Source organism: Aequorivita antarctica, assembly GCF_007997155.1.
GTDB lineage: Bacteria > Bacteroidota > Bacteroidia > Flavobacteriales > Flavobacteriaceae > Aequorivita > Aequorivita antarctica.
Genome location: NZ_VORT01000008.1, coordinates 67,349 through 89,011, shown reverse-complemented (window position 1 = coordinate 89,011; position 21,663 = coordinate 67,349). Strand labels below are relative to the sequence as shown.

General features: G+C 32.4%; 21 protein-coding genes. All 21 read left to right on the top strand.

Going from position 1 to position 21,663, the window contains the following annotated elements:
* The first annotated feature begins 15 nt into the window (after positions 1-15).
* Positions 16-1,095: a DegT/DnrJ/EryC1/StrS family aminotransferase gene (locus ESU54_RS11895; RefSeq protein ID WP_111844994.1), complete on the top strand. Its 1,080-nt coding sequence runs from the start codon at positions 16-18 to the stop codon at positions 1,093-1,095.
* A complete protein-coding gene (locus tag ESU54_RS11890; RefSeq protein ID WP_111844995.1) occupies positions 1,088-1,969 on the top strand; it encodes a sulfotransferase family protein in 882 nt (293 codons plus the stop codon). Before ESU54_RS11895 ends, ESU54_RS11890 begins: the two co-directional genes overlap by 8 nt.
* Positions 1,962-2,993 carry a glycosyltransferase gene (locus ESU54_RS11885; RefSeq protein ID WP_111844996.1) on the top strand — a complete coding sequence of 344 codons (1,032 nt, stop codon included), beginning with the start codon at positions 1,962-1,964 and terminating at the stop codon, positions 2,991-2,993. Before ESU54_RS11890 ends, ESU54_RS11885 begins: the two co-directional genes overlap by 8 nt.
* Entirely contained in the window at positions 2,990-3,886 is an 897-nt protein-coding gene (locus ESU54_RS11880) for a sulfotransferase family protein (protein WP_111844997.1), read from the top strand. Before ESU54_RS11885 ends, ESU54_RS11880 begins: the two co-directional genes overlap by 4 nt.
* Positions 3,887-3,891: 5 nt before the next feature.
* A complete protein-coding gene (locus ESU54_RS11875) occupies positions 3,892-4,782 on the top strand; it encodes a sulfotransferase domain-containing protein (protein ID WP_111844998.1) in 891 nt (296 codons plus the stop codon).
* Positions 4,782-5,768, top strand: coding sequence for a glycosyltransferase (locus ESU54_RS11870; RefSeq protein WP_111844999.1), 987 nt, complete (start codon positions 4,782-4,784; stop codon positions 5,766-5,768). Before ESU54_RS11875 ends, ESU54_RS11870 begins: the two co-directional genes overlap by 1 nt.
* Positions 5,769-5,799: 31 nt before the next feature.
* Positions 5,800-6,933, top strand: coding sequence for a glycosyltransferase family protein (locus ESU54_RS11865; RefSeq protein WP_146848131.1), 1,134 nt, complete (start codon positions 5,800-5,802; stop codon positions 6,931-6,933).
* Positions 6,934-7,112: 179 nt separating this feature from the next.
* Positions 7,113-8,225, top strand: coding sequence for a GDP-mannose 4,6-dehydratase (gene gmd / locus ESU54_RS11860; protein WP_111846068.1), 1,113 nt, complete (start codon positions 7,113-7,115; stop codon positions 8,223-8,225).
* A 128-nt stretch (positions 8,226-8,353) separates the two neighbouring features.
* On the top strand, positions 8,354-9,277 hold the full coding sequence (locus tag ESU54_RS11855; RefSeq protein ID WP_111846067.1) for a GDP-L-fucose synthase family protein: 924 nt from the start codon (positions 8,354-8,356) through the stop codon (positions 9,275-9,277).
* A gap of 47 nt (positions 9,278-9,324) precedes the next feature.
* Positions 9,325-10,149: a glycosyltransferase family 2 protein gene (locus ESU54_RS11850; RefSeq protein WP_111846066.1), complete on the top strand. Its 825-nt coding sequence runs from the start codon at positions 9,325-9,327 to the stop codon at positions 10,147-10,149.
* 22 nt (positions 10,150-10,171) lie between these two features.
* Entirely contained in the window at positions 10,172-11,254 is a 1,083-nt protein-coding gene (locus ESU54_RS11845) for a glycosyltransferase WbsX family protein (RefSeq protein WP_146848130.1), read from the top strand.
* Between the two features lie 122 nt (positions 11,255-11,376).
* Positions 11,377-12,282, top strand: a complete 906-nt coding sequence (locus ESU54_RS11840; protein ID WP_146848129.1) for a glycosyltransferase family 2 protein — start codon at positions 11,377-11,379, stop codon at positions 12,280-12,282.
* A 121-nt stretch (positions 12,283-12,403) separates the two neighbouring features.
* Positions 12,404-13,114: a class I SAM-dependent methyltransferase gene (locus ESU54_RS11835; protein ID WP_111846063.1), complete on the top strand. Its 711-nt coding sequence runs from the start codon at positions 12,404-12,406 to the stop codon at positions 13,112-13,114.
* A 31-nt stretch (positions 13,115-13,145) separates the two neighbouring features.
* The gene (locus tag ESU54_RS11830) at positions 13,146-14,093 is read left to right on the top strand and encodes a DUF6625 family protein (protein ID WP_111846062.1); all 948 of its coding nucleotides are present in this window, start codon (positions 13,146-13,148) and stop codon (positions 14,091-14,093) included.
* A complete protein-coding gene (locus ESU54_RS11825; protein ID WP_146848128.1) occupies positions 14,093-15,103 on the top strand; it encodes an acyltransferase family protein in 1,011 nt (336 codons plus the stop codon). Before ESU54_RS11830 ends, ESU54_RS11825 begins: the two co-directional genes overlap by 1 nt.
* 45 nt (positions 15,104-15,148) lie before the next feature.
* Positions 15,149-15,943 (top strand): FkbM family methyltransferase, encoded by a 795-nt coding sequence (locus ESU54_RS11820; RefSeq protein ID WP_111845216.1) that lies wholly within the window; start codon positions 15,149-15,151, stop codon positions 15,941-15,943.
* Between the two features lie 26 nt (positions 15,944-15,969).
* Positions 15,970-17,106 carry a glycosyltransferase family 4 protein gene (locus ESU54_RS11815; protein WP_111845215.1) on the top strand — a complete coding sequence of 379 codons (1,137 nt, stop codon included), beginning with the start codon at positions 15,970-15,972 and terminating at the stop codon, positions 17,104-17,106.
* 1 nt (position 17,107) lies between these two features.
* Positions 17,108-18,247, top strand: coding sequence for a glycosyltransferase (locus ESU54_RS11810; protein ID WP_111845214.1), 1,140 nt, complete (start codon positions 17,108-17,110; stop codon positions 18,245-18,247).
* Positions 18,248-18,249: 2 nt separating this feature from the next.
* The gene (locus tag ESU54_RS11805) at positions 18,250-19,275 is read left to right on the top strand and encodes a glycosyltransferase family 4 protein (RefSeq protein WP_160113294.1); all 1,026 of its coding nucleotides are present in this window, start codon (positions 18,250-18,252) and stop codon (positions 19,273-19,275) included.
* Between the two features lie 152 nt (positions 19,276-19,427).
* A complete protein-coding gene (locus ESU54_RS11800; protein ID WP_111845212.1) occupies positions 19,428-20,120 on the top strand; it encodes a class I SAM-dependent methyltransferase in 693 nt (230 codons plus the stop codon).
* 298 nt (positions 20,121-20,418) lie between these two features.
* A complete protein-coding gene (locus tag ESU54_RS11795) occupies positions 20,419-21,600 on the top strand; it encodes a glycosyltransferase family 4 protein (protein WP_111845211.1) in 1,182 nt (393 codons plus the stop codon).
* Positions 21,601-21,663 lie beyond the last annotated feature (63 nt).

Here is a 21,663-nt window from a genome sequence, read left to right as displayed (position 1 = left end):
AAACTATATAATAAAATGATAAATGTTACCAAGACTTTTCTGCCACCCCAATCAGAATATACTGCTATTCTAAAAAAAGCTTGGGATGCAGGTTGGATTACCAATCGGGGTACTTTGGTAAAGGAACTGGAAGCGGAACTAAAAGCGTTTTTAAACGTTCCAAACATAATTGCAATGACAAATGGAACATTGCCACTTCAAATAGCCATTAAAGCCCTTGGGCTAACCGGCGAAATAATTACCACACCATTTAGTTATGTAGCCACTACAAGCAGTATTGTTTGGGAAGGTTGCACGCCTGTTTTTGTAGATATAGATCCAGAATATTTAACAATAGACGAAAGTAAAATTGAGGCAGCCATTACGCCAAGAACGACCGGAATTTTAGCAACCCACGTTTTTGGTAATCCTTGTGATGTTGAAACCATTGAGAAAATTGCTCAAAAGCACAATCTAAAAGTTATTTATGATGCAGCACATTGCTTTGGGGTGACCTATAAAGGCAAAAGCATTTTTGAATATGGAGATGTGAGTACCTGTAGTTTTCACGCTACTAAATTGTTCCATACTGGAGAAGGAGGAGCTGTTTTTTGCAAACAAGAACTTTACGATACACTATATTACCATCACAATTTTGGACATGCTGGACCAGATGTTTTCAATGGACTTGGTATTAATGCAAAAATGAGCGAATTGCAAGCCGCCATGGGGTTGGCAGTGTTAAAACATATAGACTTTATTATTAATGCTAGAAAGAGAACCTTTAATATATATTTAGATTCCTTGAAAAATAACAAGAAGCTAAAAATGTTGCAGGTACGTAAAAATACGACTCTGAATTACTCGTATTTTCCAATTATTTCGCCCACAGAATCAATCAACATTAAAATAAAAGATGCATTGGAACAAGAAGGAATTATGGCACGTCGCTATTTTTATCCATCGCTAAACACTCTGGAATATGTTAAGGGTAAAAGGTGTCCTATAGCAGAGAGTTTTGCTAAAAGAATTTTGTGCCTTCCCTTATCACACGATTTGCCTGAAGCGGATCAAAAAAGAATAATTGCAGTTGTTAACAAAGTATTGAATGATTAATGTATCTCCATTTTTTATATTGGCAAATCCTCGCAGCGGATCGTCTATGTTGCGCATTGTTTGCGAGAGTCATTCACAACTATGTGTACCTCCCGAAAGTGGTTTTATGGAGTGGTGGTACCCAAAATATAAAACTTGGCAAGCCAGTGATAATAGAGATCAAATTAAAATTAATTTATTTGTAAAGGATATTTTATCCTCAAAAAAAATAGAAACCTGGCATTTAGATTCCGAGTTTTTGTTTAAAATGATTGAAAAAGAAAATCCAAGGAATTATGCAGAAATAATTGCATTGGTTTACATCTCCTTTGGCTTAAAAAGCAATAAAGACTTAAAAGTTTGGGGTGACAAAAACAATTATTATCTTCATAAAACTATACTCTTAAATAAAATTTATCCTAAAGCTAAATTTATACATCTTATTAGAGATGGAAGAGATGTTGCAACTTCTTATATGGCTTTGCAAGAATTACATTTTTCGAGTAATTATGCTCCAAAACTTTCACACAATATAGAGGAAATAGCTGAGGAATGGAGTGCTAATAATATGCTTTTAGATTCTTTCTTTAAAACAATAGATAAAGAAAGAGTTATTAGGGTTCATTTCGAGGATATTATAAAAAATCTTAAGAATGAATGTATCAGAATCACCAACTTTTTAAAAGTTCCTTATGAGGAATCTATGCTTGAATATTATTTGTTGAACAAAAAGCGAAAAATTGAGCCTCAAGAAACTTTGGATTGGAAAAAGAAAACACTTGAAAAACCAGATATTAAAAACATAGGAAAGTATAAAGATTTATTATCTGTTAAGGAATTAGCGGTGTTTAATACAATTGCTCAAGAAGGACTTAAAGAATTTGGATATGAATAAGGAGTTAAGTGAAATTCCATTGGTAAGTATTCGTCTAATGACTTTTAATCACGAAAAATATATAGAGGAGGCACTACAAAGTATAGATTCACAAAAGACTAATTTTAATTTTGAGGTAGTTATTGGTGACGATTTTTCTTCAGATAACAATTTGGATAAAATCAAAAATTATTGTTTTATAAACAAAAAACTATCTGTTAACATATTAAAAAGAACCCATGGAGATAGTTACTACTTAAAACGAAAGGAAAAGGGAAGACTTTTTAATTTTGTAGATATTTTAAATAATTGTCGTGGAAAATATATTGCGTTGTTAGATGGAGATGATTACTGGACAGACCCCTTAAAACTTCAAAAGCAAGTGGATATGTTAGAAGCCAATCCACAATTAGTGGCATGTCATCATTGGCAATATATAGCCATAAAAAAAGGGGGGAGATTCGTCGAATTAGAAGCGCCTATTAAAGGTCATGGATATTTTCCACAAAGCACTTCAAATGTTGAGAATATTTTTTCTAACCAAGTTAGACTTAAAACTAGGACAGTGATGTTTAGAAATATTATAAGCAAAGACTTTTTTCCTTCATGGTTTTATAAAGTAGCCTTTGGAGATGTACCTCTAAGTTTTTTGTTGGGCATGCATGGCGATTTTGGGTTCATAGATGAGCCTATGGCGGTTTATAGAAACACGGAGGAAGGAGCTTCCTTGAGTGGATTAAAAGAATTGGGCAGGAAGAAATTTAAAGTCCAACATTTTAAAAACTGGATTCAAATTTGGGATTATGCCGATAAGTTTTATGGTTTTAAATATCATAAAGAAGCAAGTGAGACGGTATTAAAATTCTATAAAAAAATTACGGCTAACCTTCCAATTACGGTTCGTTCATTTATTAAAGTTTTATATTACGATATCTTTGAACGGAAATTACCCTTTCAACATAAGTTAGCTTCTTCAAAATGGATTGTTTTTTATTATTTGAAAAAGCTTGGGTCTAAATTGAAAAGAAAAATCACTACTTCATGAGTGAAGAAAATTTAATATTCATTATCTCCCAGCCCCGCAGCGGCTCTACCTATTTACAAAGTTTATTGGTAGATGGAGTAACTATTGAGAGTACTTCAGAACCTTGGTTATTATTTCCTTTTGCTGCATTTAGTCAAAAATTACACACACAAGATTTTTACAATTATGAATGGTTTAAAACCGCTTTTGAAGAATTTATTCAAAAAAAAGGGGGTAAAGAATTCTTTAATGAAGAGCTGTCTAATTTTATAAAAAAAATATATTTTAAAAATGTTGAACAGGCTAAATTCTTTTTGGATAAGACACCTAGATACTATGAAATATTAGAGTTTATAGCGACTGTTTTTCCTAACGCAAAAATAATAATCTTAAAAAGAAACCCTGGAGATGTTTTAAAATCGATTATTAAAACGTGGAATGTGGGTACTGTAGAAAAGTTAGGTGATTACAGTCGGGATTTATTAGAGGCTCCTAGGTTGATGCAATTATTTTTAATGAACAATAGCGGAAATAAAAATATTATTGCAGTTAAATATGAAGATTTATTGGTAAAAAAAGAATCAGAAATTCGCAGGATTTGCGATTTTATAGATGTAAAATTTAAAAATGATTTTCTTGTTGCCAATACTTCTCAGATTACAGGAGGTTTTGGAGATCCTAATTTGCTTAATTCGGAGCATAAGCGTTCAGAATTTACTAGCTTTGATGATGAAAAAAGTAACGATCTAGTTAAAGGGTATTTGTCCTATTTAGGACAGGATTTTTTGCAAAAATACGGTTATAATGTAGGGAGTCATAAACAAACATTGCTATTTAGGCGTTTTTTATGGTGTGTGAATTATAGAATACCTTTTGTATATAGATTTTTCTTTTCTTTATTTTATCGTAAATAAGCTTCATGTTTTGGAAAAAAGAAAAATTAATCCTTCAGTATGCAAGTCGCCGCGGCGGTTCTACAATTTTAGCGCAAATACTTGAAGCAGAAGATGGAGTTGCTTCAATAGACCAACCTTTTGATTTATGGAAACCAGAATCTGATAGGGGTAAAATTATTGCAGAATATATACCTGCAAAGGCGATGAGCCAATTTTTTGAACTTAATGATTTAGAGAAGAAGCAAGTTGAACGATACTTAAAGTTAATTAGAAATGGACGTTTGCAGAAGTTATCTAATAAACCTCGCTGCAAAAAACAAATTTTAAAAATTGTAAACGCACAAGGACTGGTGGATATTTTAAGTGAATTAGTTCCTTCTATATCTGTTGTAATGCTTCGTCACCCTTGTTCACAGGCATTATCTGTAGTTAAAAATAAATGGGGAACATGCGAAAGACCATTTTTAGAAGCAGAAGATTGGTCTTCTAAATATTTGTCTAAAGACCAATTAGAATTTGGAAATAAAATTTCACAGGAAGGCTCTTATTTAGGAAGGGCCATATTAAATTGGTGCTTGGAATGGCATTATAGTTTAAAATATTCAAAGCAGAACTATTTAATTTTGTATTATGAAGATATGATATTAAACCCCGAAAAATTTATTGATACCTTATTCTCATATTTAAAATTTAAGAATAAAGATAAAGCTTTATCAGTTTTATCAACACCTTCAAGGTCTTCTAGTTTTAGTAAGGAAAGAACGCTGAATGATATAAAACTGGGTAATAAGTACAATTTATTGAGCAATTGGAGAGAAGGTTATACTATAGAAGATTTAAGTATTGCACAAGAAATATTAGATGTTTTTGAGATTAAAAGGTATTCTGTTAATAGTAATATCCCTTTTGTTTAATGATTAGTTTAATATTACCTACATATAACAGTATTGAGTTTTTAGAAGAACGGGTTGAGACTATACTTAACCAATCAATAGATGATTGGGAATGTGTAGTTATTGATGGAAAATCAACAGATGGTACTTGGGAGTACTTATGCAATATTGCGTCAAAAGATGCTAGGTTTAAAATGTTTCAGTTTTCTCCAAAAGGAGTTTATAATGCCTGGAATATTGGAGTAAAAAAGTCAAAAGGGAATTATATATATTTTGCAACAAGTGATGATTCAATGACGCCTAATTGTTTAGAAGAACTGCATAAGGGATTTAGTTTAGCTCCTAGTTGCAGTATTGCTCATTGCTGTTTGAAAATAATAGGTGAAAATTCTGAAAAGAAAGAAGAATTGGATTGGCGTAAATTTTTCGCTCAAAAATATTTTGAAGATTTAACTAATAAATACCATATAAGAAAAGCCCCATTAGTTGGAATTTTATATGCTACACATCAAACTATTATACATTCTTTTACGCAAGTTTTAATCCGTAGAGAAGTGTTTGATAAAATAGGTTATTTTATAGAAGACAAAGGCCCTCAGGCAGATTTGGAATGGGGGATGAGAGCGGGGCTTTCTGTAGATATGGTTCATATCCCTTTGGAACTGGCTACATGGAGAGTCCATAGTAATCAATTAACTTTAATAGATTCTAGTCATCAAAATAATAAGGTGATAGTAGAGTTGATGGGTTTGGCCTTAAAAGCGAGTAAATTAGAGGTTTTAAGTAATCCATTAATAGAGCTGATTCTTTTGTTTTCAACTTGGAACTTGATTAAAGGGGAGTCATTATTAAGAAAAATATTTTCATGGAGTTATTACAAGATACAGTGTAGGTTTTTATTTAATAGAAAATTATTAAATGCTGTTAAAAGCAGGAAAAAGTATCATGTTTATTTAATGGAAAAAATCATAAAAAAAGAAAAGACTAACTTAATTGTTGAATTGTAATTTTTTTTAATAGGTTACTATATTTTAATAAATGAAAGAAAAGGCGGTTTTAAGGTTATCAATGTACTTACCAAATGAGAGAGGTCATGGGGGCCTGAAGAGAACTGCTCAAATAGATGAACTTTTAAAAAATGGAGGAATTAGAATTTTTGATTTATGGAATTTAACTTCCCCTAAGTCTTATATAGATAAAATTAAATATACAATTTTTGGAATTAGATTATTAATCAAATATAATCGTTTTAAATTAAGTAAATCTAAAATAAGAGAGGGTCAATTAATAGGTTACACCTTATATACCTTAGAAAATCAACTTAAAGATATCAGCTTAAATTTCACTATTTCTAGTTTTATCTGGGAATATACTTGGCCTAAATATTGGTATATACCACTAATTGTAAAAAAAACTGGGTTAAAAGTTGTCGGATTACCTCATAATCTCGAATCTTTAGTTTATTCTCAGAAATCATATAAAAAACCTACATTACAAAGTCCTTATTGGTTAGATGAAGAGATTCAGTATTTAAGTTGGTGCGATGAAATATTTACTATTTCGAGGGAAGAACAATGGTTATTATCTTTACTCTTGAAAAATATAGAGGTTAAATTTTTACCATATTTTGCTACTAAACTGGTGTTTCAAAATTTGCTAAGAATAAGGAATTTAAGAGCGAATGAAAAATTGTCTAATCATATAATGGTCCTAGGGAGTGCAGTAAACCCTCCAACATTAAAGAGTTTAGTTCAGTTAAAAGAATATATTAAAAATGAAAAGATAGATAACATTAATTTTGATTTTGTTGGGTTCCATATGTCCTTTTTAACTAAGGAAGATGAAAAGTTGCCTGATAATATTGAAATTTTTGACAATGTACCAGATAAAATTTTGGAAAATAAATTGTCTAGAGCTATATGTGCTTTGATATATCAAGTGCCAAGTACAGGTGCTTTAACAAGAATTCTTGAGCTTCAATTAGCCGGGGTCCCGATTGTAGTAAATTGTCATGCAGCAAGAAGTTATTTTAATAAAAAAGGGATATTAATTTATGAGAATCTAAATGACTTAAAAAATAAGTTAAATGATATTCCAAATCTTGAAATCCCTGAAATCCCGAGTATTGATAATACTCTAGAGAATAATTTTATTAATGCGGTTATATGCTAATTGCAAAAACAGCGATAGAATTCTTTAGGCCTATAAAGAATTATAAGTTCAGTAATTTTGCTAGTATTGATGAATAAAATATGAAGATTGTTGTTTTATATTAAATGGGAACGAAAGAAAACAACAAAATTTGTATTTAAAGTATAAAAGGAAAGAGTTAACAAAAGAACAATTCTAAAATGAAAGTTGCATTAATCACAGGAGTGACAGGACAAGACGGGGCTTATTTGGCTGAATTGTTATTGTCAAAAGGCTATGAGGTTCACGGAATAAAAAGACGGGCTTCCTCCTTTAACACCACTAGAATTGACCATTTATACCAAGACCCCCACGAAAAGAATATCCGCTTTAAACTGCATTATGGCGATTTGAGCGACGCGATGAACCTAACGCGTATCATCCAAGAAGTACAGCCTGATGAAATCTACAACCTTGGGGCAATGTCACATGTTAAAGTTAGTTTCGATACGCCTGAGTATACTGCAAATGTGGATGGTTTGGGTACCTTGCGAATATTGGAAGCTGTGCGTTTGCTAGGGCTAACACAGAAAACGAAAATATACCAAGCTTCAACATCAGAGCTTTACGGCCTTGTGCAGCAAGTACCACAGACCGAGAAAACACCTTTTTATCCACGAAGCCCCTATGGAGTGGCAAAACTGTATGGGTATTGGATTACGGTAAATTATAGAGAGGCTTATAATATGTATGCCTGTAACGGTATTTTGTTTAACCACGAATCGCCCTTGCGTGGCGAAACTTTTGTAACCCGAAAAATTACCCGTGCCACAGCAAAAATTGTGATGGGCATGCAGGATACGATATACCTTGGCAACCTAAATGCAAGACGAGATTGGGGCCATGCCAAGGACTATGTAGAAGCCATGTGGCTGATGCTCCAGCAAGATAAACCCGATGATTATGTAATTGCCACAGGAAAAACTACTTCCGTACGCGAATTTGTGCAAATGGCGTTTGGCGAAGTGGGGGTGACCTTAAATTTTAGCGGTAAGGAAGAAAATGAAATTGGAACCGTTGTTTCCTGTAGTAATCCGGAATATCAATTGCCAAAAGGAAAGGTAGTAGTTAAGGTAGATCCAAAGTATCATCGACCCACCGAAGTTGATTTATTGATAGGCGATGCTACAAAGTGTAAAGAAAAGCTGAATTGGACTCCAAAATATACATTGCCGCAATTGGTTGCCGAAATGATGGAGGCAGATTTAAAACTTTTTAAAAAGGAAAAGTATTTACAAGAAGGAGGACACGATACGTTGAAATATAATGAATAATTTTATTTAGTGAATAGTGAATAGTGAATAGTGATTAGTTAAATAAATAAAAATGTCATTCCGACTAAAAGAGGGAATCTCATAAAGAAAAGATAATTTTAAGAGATAACCGTTCTCACGAGCAAGAAATGAAAAAAGATTCTAAAATATACATTGCGGGCCATAGAGGAATGGTAGGGGCTGCTATTCTAAGGAAACTTAAGGAGGAAGGGTATACCAACTTTGTTTTGAGAACTTCAACGGATTTGGATTTGCGAAACCAAAACGATGTTGATTCTTTTTTTAAGTTAGAAAGACCTGATTATGTTTTTTTAGCAGCGGCAAAAGTAGGTGGCATCCATGCTAATAATACCTTTCGAGCCGATTTTTTGTATGATAATTTAATGATACAAAACAATGTAATACACTCAAGTTATACCCATAAAGTTAAGAAATTACTGTTTTTGGGTTCCTCTTGTATTTATCCAAAATTAGCTCCCCAACCGCTAAAAGAAGACTATTTGCTTACGGGGAAATTAGAATATACCAATGAGCCATACGCCATTGCAAAAATTGCGGGCATCAAGCTTTGTGAGAATTATAACAAGCAATACGGATGTAATTTTATATCGGTAATGCCCACCAATTTATACGGGCCAAATGATAATTACGATTTGCAAAATTCACATGTATTACCCGCTTTGCTTCGAAAATTTCATGAAGCTAAGGAAAAGAACCTACCCTTTGTTGAGGTTTGGGGCACTGGAACCCCCAAAAGAGAGTTTTTACATGTAGATGATTTGGCAGATGCGTGTTATTTTTTAATGCAAAATTATGATGGAACTGAATTCCTAAACATTGGAACGGGAATAGACCTTTCAATAAAAGAATTGGTAGCTTTAATTCAAAAAATTGTTGGCTATACGGGAGAGGTTACTTGGAATACCGATCAACCAGATGGAACTCCCAGAAAATTAATGGATGTTCAAAAGTTAAGTAATTTAGGATGGAAATATAGTATAAGTCTAGAAGAGGGTATACATAAAGTATACACCCAAAAGTTCTTATCGTAAATGGTTAATTCTTAAAAAAACATCCCTGCTATTTTTATTAAAATTCCATGAAAAACTATTTAACAACCATTGTAATACCAACTTATAACTGCGAGGAGACCATAAAAGAAGCCTTAAACAGTATCCTTAGCCAATCCTTTAAAAATGTAGAAATTTTAATCATAGATGGAGCCTCTACTGATAACACCCTTAAGATTCTTCAAGAATATAAAACACAAGAGGAAAATTTAATAGTGCATTCTGCCAAGGATGAAGGAATTTATGATGCTATGAATAAAGGAATAAAATTAGCAAAAGGAGACTGGCTATATTTTATGGGGAGTGATGATACATTTTATGAAACAACAACACTAGGTAAAGTAGCAACATTAATAGATGGTTTAAGTTGTAATGTTATTTATGGGAATGTAAAAATTATAGGAAATACAGGTTGGGCTAAGGAAGGCGATATTTATGATGGTAAGTTTGACACTTTAAAAATTTTAAATAAAAATATTAGCCATCAAGCTATTTTTTATAAACGTAAATTTATAAAGGAAGAAATAGGCTTTTTTAATGTAAACTATTCTGTTTGTTCAGATTGGGATTTTAATTTGCGGTGTTGGTCCAAAACAGATTTTTACTATACCGATAGTATCATTGCAAATTTTTTCTCAGGAGGTTTATCAACGAATGGGTCTGATAAACTTTTTGAAAAGGATTTTATAGCTAATATTTTAAAATACTTTAAAATAAGTTTATTTAATAGTTTAATAAATTCACCAAGTTTTAGAAAGTATTCAAAAGTTAAGTTACTTCAAAAAGAATATCATCCACTTAGGACGAAGTATAATTACTTCATGAAACGTTTATTAAATAAAATAAAGAGATGAGGAAGTTTAAAAAAGAAGATAAATGAATAAATTGAGACCGCTAGCCTTTGTTTTACCACAATTTCATCCCATACCTGAGAATGATTTATGGTGGGGAAAAGGGTTCACGGAATGGACAAATGTAACTAAAGCTACTCCTTTATTCGAGGGGCATTACCAACCCCATTTACCTACAGATTTAGGGTTTTACGATTTGCGTTTACCACAGGCGAGAGCTGAGCAAGCCAAACTTGCCAAGGAACATGGAATACACGGCTTTTGTTATTACCATTATTGGTTTAATGGAAAGCGCCTCCTAAATCAACCGATAGACGGAATGCTCGATCAAAAGGATTTGGACATGCCGTTTATGTTCTGTTGGGCAAATGAGAATTGGACTAGGCGCTGGGATGGTAGGGACAAAGAGATACTTATAGAGCAAAAATATAGTAAAGACGATGATATTGCCCATATGCGTTGGTTGTGTGAACATGTATTTTCTGATGAACGCTATATTCGAATAGATGAAAAGCCTGTGTTTATGATTTACAGGCACAATTTATTTCCAGATTTTCGAGAAACCGTGAAATTATGGCGTGAGATTGCTATTAAAGAATTTGGATATAAAGATTTATATCTAATGATAACAGAAAGCCTAAACGACAAAACAAACCCCAAAAACATGGGGGTGGATGCAAGCGTAGAGTTTTCTCCTCACGTACTTATAAGTGATTATCAACAAAATATTACTAAGCATAAGTCGTGGGCTAAATTTTTAAAACTTAAAAAAAAGACATCTAAAAAATATCGTCATTTTAGAACTGGAATGGAATGGGCCCTGAAACGAAATTTACCAAATTATAAATTGTATAGAAGCGTTACACCGTGTTGGGATAATACAGCGAGAAGAGGAGAAAGCGGTATAATAGTCCACGGAAGCAGCCCTGAGCTTTATCAATATTGGTTACAAAATATTGTAGCTTCATTTAAGCCCTTTTCAAAAGAAGAGAACTTTGTTTTTATAAATGCCATGAACGAATGGGCTGAGGGAAATCACTTAGAGCCTTGCATTAAATACGGTAGAGCATATTTGGAAGCGACTAAAAATGCCTTGGATGATATTTAGATTCCATCTTTAAACACCTCATTTTTCATCCAATTCACCAATTCTTTTTGCTATTTTTGGGCATAACAAAAAGGGGGGTAATACATTTTTCCATTTGTTAAGCATACTAAAGTAACTTATAATTGATAGCAATAGTAATTCCTTATTATAAAAAGGCATTTTTCAGAAAGACGCTCTCTTCCCTTGAAAATCAAACAGATAAGAGATTTACGGTTTATATTGGAGATGATGCGAGTCCAGAAAATCCAAAAGATTTAATAACCGAGTTTAGTGGAAAATTTAATTTAAAATATAAACGGTTTAAGAACAATCTTGGCAAAATTTCCTTAACCCAACAATGGGAAAGGTGTATAGAATTATCAGCAGACGAAGAATGGATTATGGTTCTGGGCGATGATGATTATTTCAGTTCAAATCTTATTGCGTCTTTTTATAGACACCTTAATAATTTTTCGGGAAAAGTTAACGTGCTTAGATTTGCAAGGCAAAATATTTTTAGTGATAAAGATATTACTGCAGAAATTCAAAACAACCCTGAATTCGAAACGGCCTCCGATTCCTATTATAGGCGTATAACAGGACGAGCAATAAGTACGTTATCCGAATATGCATTTACAAGAAAAGTATATGAGAAATTTGGCTTTTATGAGTATCCACTAGCTTGGCAGTCAGACAACAGGGCTTGGCTTGAATTTTCTGATAACAAACCTATATATTCTATTAATGATGCTGTTGTTACAGTTATATGTTCTTCACAAAGTATTACAGGAAGCAACTTATATGCTATTGAAAAAAGAAAGGCCAATTTGAGTTTCTATAAATTTTTGATTACCGAAAAATTGAACAATTTTAATAAAATCCAATCTATTAGGATTTTGCATAAATTTGAAAATGAGATTAAACACAAAGAAAAAATTACCTTTAGGGTTTATTTTTTTTTGTTACCATATTATTTGAGAAATTATACCCCCCATGCTTTTGAGCAGTATTTAAAAAAAATGATAAAATCAGTATTCAACTTTAAATAGGATTAATCCTATTGAATATATTTTGGAAGTGAGAATTCTATAAAAAAATGATGCTTTTAAAGTTGTGTAATTAAATCACTAAAAGAAGATTTACAGGAAACAAGCCCAATTTACAGTTATTATGAAAATTAATTATAAGCATACCTTACATACCCATAACCCAACTTCAGCAGGGATAATATTACCTTTTGTCTTTAAAATTGTTAATCCTAAATCGGTATTGGACATAGGATGTGGTAATGGCAGTTGGTTGAAAGTTTGTAAAGGCCTTGGAGTAAAAAAAATATTTGGTGTTGACGGTATTCAAGTGCCGAGTAGCGAGGCGATGATTAGGGAAGATGAATTTCTGAAATATGATTTAACGAAGGCGTTAAAACTTGAAAGAAAATTTGATATAGTAATTTCTTTGGAAGTGGCAGAACATCTTCCTGAAGCAGCTGCCGAGGTATTTGTGGATAACCTTGTATGCCATGGCGATATAATTCTTTTTTCAGCTGCTATTCCTGGGCAGGGCGGGCAATTTCATCTAAATGAGCAATGGCCAAATTATTGGGGTGAAAAGTTTAAAAATAGAGGATTTCAAGCTTTTGATATCCTGAGAGGTGAATTTTGGGATGATGAGAATGTACTATGGTGGTACAGGCAAAACATGATTCTTTTTGTTAAAGAAGGGGAGGAGGCTTTTAGTGGGTTTGAGTATTCAAAAAATATTTTATCCTATATACACCCCAGTCTCTATCAAAAGAAAGTCTTTAAACCCCAATATCTAAATTCAAAAAAAGATGTTCTAAAATCAATTTTAAAAAGCTTGAAATATCTTTTTAAGAGATAATAAACCAGATTATTTTTAAATTAAGAACTCAGTGCATTCTATAATTTTAATCATCCCGTATTTTGGAAAGTGGCCCGTTTGGTTTGATGCCTACCTTTGTTCAGTCAAAACAAATCCGACAATCAACTGGCTTTGCCCTACAGATTGTGAAATCCCTAAGAACCATCCCGAAAATATTATTTTTGTTCCTACCACGCTTGTTGAGCTCAATAAACATATAAACTTGGTGGTAGATGCTAATGTACCTTTGAATGCCAGAAAATTTTGTGATCTAAAACCAGCCTATGGAGATATATTTAATGAATATATAGAGGGTTTTGATTTCTGGGGGATTTGTGATATGGATATTATATGGGGGGATATTCGTAAATTTATGACTCCAGAAATTTTGAACAATTTTGATATAATTTGTAGCAGACCTGAGGCAATTTCAGGACATTTTAATTTGTTTCGGAATACAGAAAAAATAAACAGTTTTTATAAATCAATTCCAAATTATAAAACATTATTTGAAATGCCAAAGTTTATGTGGTTTGACGAGGTTGTTTTGACAGAACATTTAAAAAATTTGATTGGAAAGGATGAAAATCCATATAGAGTTTTCTGGGATTCAGAATTAATAAAAAAGGGAATTGAATCTGAGATTCATCAAGAATATTATTTGGATAGATGGCTTTACAAAAAAGGAAAAATAATTGATTTGTTTGATAACAATAAAAAGGAATATATGTATTTACATTTTATAAACTGGAAGCGGACAATGACGTTTAGTGAAATAAAATATAAAGACAAACCTCAACAATTTTACATTAGCTACAAAGGGATGCACTTTAAACCGCATTCAAGTTTTTCCCATAGGTTGAATGCAATCAAGAATTTTTATAATGGGTATTATGTTTTGGTAAGAAGGATTAAGTGGGAGAAAAAAATAATGAGTTTAAGAAAAAGGGTTATTAATAGACTTGCACGAATAAAATAATGTTTGGAATTTTAAGAACACTGCTTGCCTTAAATGTTGTTTTGTTGCACATATTCAATGTTTATACAATTGGGAATTATTCCGTTTCATTTTTTTTCCTTTTATCAGGTTTTTTGATGACATTGATAATTCAGCAAACCTATGGATATTCCTTTAAAGGATTTAAGATATTTTGGGCCAATAGGTTTTTAAGGTTGTATCCAATTTATTGGGTATTTGCAGCTTTTACGATAATCTTAATTATGTTGTTTCCTGCAATTTCAGCTCGCGAATCTTTAATCGGAATTCCCAATTCTACTATTGAATGGCTAGCGAATATTACTATGATCTTTCCGAAAATAGTGCCACATAGGTTTAATCCAATTTTACTGCCCGCTGCTTGGGCATTAACCAATGAAATCTTATTTTATTTTTTAATTTCAATTGGTATTTCCAAAACTCCTAAACGAACCATATTATGGTTAATATTGAGTATTGGATATTATATTGGAACATATCTTTACTATGATTTAGAAACTTACAGATATAGTGCAATTTTTGCATCTTCTTTGCCATTTGCATTGGGAGCATCGTTATATTGGTTAATCAAAATAAAACCATTGAGTAATGTTCATATAGGATATATCGCTTTATTATATATTGGATTTTTACTAAATGCCCATTTTAAATCTTTACTAACTCCTACAGTGAGTGAGTTTTCTATATACTTAAATATGCTCATAGCTTTTTTTATGGTTTATATGCTTTTTCATTTAAAACTTTCAAAAAAGTGGAAAAAATGGGACTATTATATTGGTATGTATAGCTATCCTATTTATTTGTCTCATTTTTTAGTTGCTATATTATATGTGGCTTTAATTGGTTATGGGGTTAATAAATCTAATTTAAAACTCAACTTTATAGCTTTGCCATTATACATCATTCTTTTATTTATTATATGCTTTTTGGTTGTTCAATTCATTGATAAAAGAATAGATAATTTAAAGAAAAGAATAAAAAAAACTTTATAAGCATATTAATTAATTTAAAAGATATTACTATTAAATCTAAAAAAAATGAACGCTACGAAACAAAGTATATACAGAATTAAGCGCGTGATACAAGAAATAATGTTACTGCGTAAAAACTTCTATAATTGGGATAGTATAATTAAAAGAACCATCAATGGTAAATCGGTAAATACATTAAATCTTCGAAATGGACTTAATTTTTATAATGCTAATAATAATACCTTAAGCATTTTTAAAGAAATTTTTGTAAATAAAGTTTACGATCAAGGCGAGGTTAAAATAAAAGAAGGAGATGTAGTATTTGATATTGGAGCCAATGTAGGTGTGTTTTCATTATATGCTTCTAAAATAAAAGGAACACAAGTTTTTGCTTTTGAGCCACATCCTTCAAATTTCAAAATTTTATTGAATAATGTGAATCAAAACAATATTGAAAACATCAAATGTTTTGATTACGCATTGGGCTCAGATAATGAAGATAGAATCCTCATTGAAGGTAATATTGCAGGAGGACATAAGCTTTCGTATAAGGATGTATCTCAGAATGCAGAAGGTAGTTTAAAGGTAAAGTCTGTTACCTTAGCTAGTATGAAAGAAAAATTAAGTATTGATAAAATTGATTTTGTAAAATTAGATTGTGAAGGAGCGGAAGGAGAGATCATTCAATCTTTGGGGCTGGATGGTTTAAAAAAAATAAACAAAATAGCAATTGAATTTCACGATAACCATTCAATTTTAAGTCATGAACAAATATTAAAAGAATTGCACAATGCTGGATTTAAAACATCTTTAAAATGGGATGGAAAATCATATTTTGGATATATTTATGCAAACAAATAATTTTATACTAAATAGACTTACTCCTATTGAAGAAAATCTCTCTACTCCATCCTTTCTCAGCCGAAGCAATCGGCCTAACCGAAAAAGATCTTTTCCTTTCGCATAGCAAGCCTCATGAAAAAGCGTTGCTAAAACTACAGGAGGAAGGGTATGAAGTTTCTATAGATTATTTTACAGGGAGCCTTCTTCCTTTTACCAAAAAAATTGAAGATATAAAAAAACGCTTTTGGCCAATATCAAAGCCTTTTAAAAAAAAACGACACGGATGGAGGAAGCAATATTCACTTTTTCATTATTGGAATTCCTTTTTTAACGCTCCAGATGTAACCATCATCAATATGTCTGGTCACGGAAGTCCATACTGTTTCCAGTTGGCAAAAATGTTGGTAAAAATGCAAAAGTCTTACATTGCAATGATAGGAGGTATTCATGTTTCTGACGATTTGCAGGCGGCCACATATTATCAAAATGCCCACCATATTATTGTACATACTGAAGTTCAAAAAAAGCATTTGGCGAAGAACGAGGTATTTAAAAACTTGAATATTCAAGTAATGCCTTTGGGTATAAATACAACACTTTTTGCACCTAAAGAGAAAGACCCAAAGCAAATTGAATTATTATTTGTGGGTCGCATTTCACGCTTAAAACAAATAGAATTTTGTCTTGAATCGCTTGCATATCTCATTAAACATCAAAACAAAAAAGTAAATCTGACTATCGTAGGTCCAGTAAGTGATGATATTTATTATTCTGAATTAAAAGCTTTAGCAAAGCAATTGAAAATAGAAAAAAATATAAAATTTGCTGCTAGTATGGAACAAAAGCAATTGGTACCTTTCTATCAAAAAGCTAGCCTTTTGTTACTGCCTAGCGCCCATGAATCTTTTGGAATGGTGATGGTAGAAGCCATGGCCTGTGGCACTCCAGTGGCCGCTATAAAAGGTTCTGGAGGACCGGATGAGATTATTGAAGATAGGCTTAATGGGATATTGACCACTAAAGAAACATACGCAGAAAGGATATTGGAATACGTTCAGACTACTGAAATGCAGCAACGTTTTCAAGAAAATGCACGCATCAATGTTGAAAAAAAATGGAGTCTCCTTCAAACTGAGGAGAAAATGAAAGCTTTAATAAAACAAGTTTTAGTTAATTTGTAATATGAAGCCCATTTGCACTTTACTTATCCACACCCCACAGGAACTCAACCATTCCTCCTATATCCAAACAGGCTTTTTTGAGCTTGAAAAGATGGGACTGGTAAATGTTAAGGTGCAACTATACATAAAAAAGAATAGAGGAACACATACCGTAGACGAGTATGGCAATATCACAAAAACATCTAGACCGCATCCCAAAACTTCCTTTTATACTTTGGTGGATAATGAAACAAATAAAAAAATAACCTTTGCCACAGATTTATACGATTTTGCAGAACATTTTTCAGAAGCCGCATTAAACAATTGCGACTTTTATTTTAAGAGAAATTTTGAAAGTGAGCCAATTACTATTATCAATCAAAATTATAAAACTAAGGTTCTTCCCCTCGGACTTACTTTTCGGGTCCGATCTGAAAATAACTTTTCAAAAAATAAATTTAAATGGGGGATTGTTATTTCAAATTATATTCTAAATATTAAGTTTGATAGATTGTTTTTTATAAGATTAAAAAAAACGAATAATACGGTTTATAATCATTTAAAAAAGGCTGAAGAGAACCGAATTATTGGAAGATTTGAGAAATATGAAAAATCTTTTATCGGTAATTCTATTCTATTCCAAACCCGGTGCTTCCTTCATGAAAAAGATGAAGATGTAAAACAAATTCACCAGCAGCGCTATAATATTATAAAATTATTAAGGCAACACTTTCCAGATATATTTCTCGGTGGTTTTGTGCCTTCCAAAATTGCAAATTCAAATTACGGCGATGCCCTTACCAATGTTCCCACCACACCTGAGGAATATTTAGATGTTATGAAGAAAGCGAAAATAGTTATTTACACACGTGGTTTGGCAAATTCCCCCGCTTGGAAAATGGCGGAATATCTTTCGCAAGGAAAGGTTATTATCGCTGAGCGCATGACCACAGAGTTGCCCGTACCTCTTATAGAAGGAAAGGAGCTTCTTTATTTTCATAACGATACCGAACTTATTGAAAAAATAAAAATGGTTTTGGAAGATGAGTTGCTTGCGGCCCGTCTTTCAAAAAACGCCCGCATTTATTTTGAAACCCACGTTCACCCCGTTCAAAATACAAAACGTATCTTGGAGCTTATGTTGAACAAACCGCTTGTGTAATTGTGAATGTATTTTTGATCCATCATCGCTCCAAACATCACGCCAATAATTCTGGCTATGGTAGATTGACGGATTATATTGATGCCCAAGTAGTTTATGGTACTACTAAATTTCCGTTTCGGGTTGCTAAATTTTTAGCGGGCTTTCATTCTACAACAGCAGGTAAATACAATGTTGGTAGTGTATTAAAAACTATAGAACTATATCAATTGCTTAAAAAACACAATAGACAAAAAAATGTAGTTCATTATTTAAATGGGGAACGGGATATCCGGTATCTGGGTTTCTTAAAGCGTCGCTTTCCTAACACAAAATTCTGTGCTACTTTTCATAAGCCACCAGAAGTATTAAAAGAGATCATAACCAACCCAAAGGCGTTGCAAAAGTTGGATGGAGCTATAGCTGTTGGTTCAAATCAAGTGGAGTTTTTAAAAGAATGGCTTGATTTGGAAAATGTGATATATATTCCCCACGGCGTGGACACTACTTTTTTTAAACCTGATATTTCATTGAGAAAAAAGAATACTCTCTTGTTTGTTGGGCAGCATCTAAGGGATTTTGAAACCTTTAACAAGACTATTCCCAAACTGGTTGAGGAAATTAAGGATTTGAAGGTACAAGTAGTATTGCATCCTGCCTATGTTTCTAAAATAACTCCGCATCCAAACATAGAAATCTTAACCAAGGTGAATGACTTGGAATTACTTAATCTTTACCAACAAGCTACAGCTCTTTACTTACCAATGCTAGATAGCACTGCTTGCAATTCGCTATTGGAAGCCATGGCGTGTGGATTACCTATTATTACAAATGATGTGGGAGGGAATGAGACCTATTTGGAAGAGACTTCCAGTATTTTGTTTGAAATCGGAAATATTGAAAGCTTTATAAACGAAATTGTGTCATTATTGCGGGACCAACCTCGTCTGAATGAGCTTGGTAAGCTATCCAGCAAGAGGAGTGTGGATATGGATTGGAAAATGATATCCCAGAAAATAAATCAATTTTACCAGAAACTGATTCATTAATAGGTAAAACTGAACCTTCATTTTTTTGATTTTTTTGAATACATTATATTTCATTCCCATAATATTTGCAAAACGAAACAAACAGTTTCTAGAGATTTTAAATAGCTCAAAAAACCCTATTTTTTTATATTTTAGCACACAAACCAAAAAAAATGAAAAAACTATTAAAGAACCTGATTCCTAATAGGATTAAATTAATGATTTATAGAGAAGTCAAGTCTTCGTTAAAAGCGAGTCATAAAATTCAGTCTAGTAAAATACCTAAATATCCAATATCACAAGAAAAAATTGATAATACTAAATTGCTAACCGATCGGGAGGAATTATTAAAATATTTACCTAAAGAAGGGATTGTATGCGAACTAGGAGTTGATAAAGGAGATTTTTCCGAACTAATTTTGAAATATTGCAAACCAAAGAAGTTACATTTAGTTGATTTATGGGGTAGTGAAAGATATAGCCAAAATAAAAAAAGAGATGTGGAGGAAAAGTTTAAATCCCAGATTGATTCTGGAAAAGTTCAAATTGATATTGGTTACTCTACAGACGTAGGAAAAACTTATGAAGATAACTACTTTGATTGGATTTATATTGATACAGATCATTCCTATGAAGGTACTTTTAACGAGCTCGAAACGTATAGATTGAAAGTAAAAGATAATGGCATAATAGCAGGACATGATTATGTAATTGCAAATTGGGATGGCATGATAAGATATGGTGTCATAGAAGCTGTGTACGAATTTTGTTCAAAATATAATTGGGAGTTAATTTATATTACTATGGAACTTAATAATCCGAGTTTTGCGATAAGGAAGTTGAAAAAAATTACCGACCAAGATTAGACCACATTAAAATGTAACTATTTAGCCTTCAATATTGCAATAGCTTTAAAGGCCCCCAATATGTTATAAGTGAATCCCTTTTTCTAAGGACATATGCTACAAAGTTTGGTGAGGTCACATTCTTGGATTTCAATGATTTTGAAATTCCGGATAATGGGTTTAGGACTATGAACATTTAAATTATAAAGGAGTCCAAATCATTTCAAAAACACTCGATTCCTTGCTTAAAGATTGAATACTAATAGATTATCCTCAAAAAAATAATCGAAGAATAATTATTTCTCATTAGTTAGGGAGTATGAGTAGAAAACTGAAAATAATAATTTTCGATGGTAGTTTTAAAACCACGCCCTTTATAAATCGGTTGGTTAAAGGATTGGCTGTAAAGCATCAAGTTTATATTCTTGGATTTAATGAGAAAATATCACAACCAGTAGCAGAGATAACCTATGTTTCCTTGGGCAGCAACCAAAGCAAGCTGAAGTTTACAGTTACTACCTTGGGCAAACTTTTACAGTCGAAGAAATTCAATTTAATGTTCCCTACTCTTAGAAAATTAATAGAGGGAAAACGCCAAGAATTGCAACAGCAAAACTTAGACTTGGCCCTTAAAAACATTTCACCAGACATAATACATTTACAATGGCCCTCTGTTATTCCTTGGTTTGAAGAGGTACTATTAAAACAAGAAACTCCAGTGGTTTTAAGCCAGCGAGGTTTCCATAGCAATGTACGGCCGTTTGTTGATGAAGCTAATTTTAAATATCTAAAGGAATGGTATCCCAAAATGGCTGGTTTTCATTCCGTTTCCAACGCTATTTCAGCCAATGGGGATAAAATATGGAGATCGTCAAAAAAGATTGACAAAGTAGTATATACAGGCCTACCTTTGGAAGAAATATCCTTTTCTCAAGCTTATATAGTCTCAAAGCAATTGAATATATTGTCAATAGGAAGGTCACATTGGAAAAAAGGTTATGATTATGCCCTGCGTTGCTGCAAGGTATTAAAAGAAAAAAATGTTCATTTTCATTATACCATTATTGGGGGCGCAGGCGATGAAGAATTACAGTTTTTGGTTAATGATCTTGGACTTCAGGATTATGTGAAACTTGAAGGGAGAAAGCCACAGATGGAAGTATTCAGATTAATGCGTGAAGCTTCTGTTCTATTGATGCCGAGTCTGGAAGAAGGAATCCCAAATGTAGTGGTGGAAGCTATGGCTATTGGATTACCAGTAATTAGTACGGATTGTGGAGGGATTTCTGAATTGATTAGCGATAAAATGAATGGTTGGATTGTTCCCAATCGTGATCCTAACGCAATGGCTGATGCAATTGAAGCGTTCTCCCATTTATCGTTAGACAATATTGAAGTAGTTCATGTGGCTGCAAGGAAGAAAGTTGAGTTACAGCATAATGGAGAGCAGATGTTATTGGGGATGGAAGGATTGTATTATGAAGTTTTAGAGAGGCACTAAACCCTCTGTCCGCTAGCGGACATCTCCCTTTTAAAAATGGAGATGCTTTTTTTATATTATTAA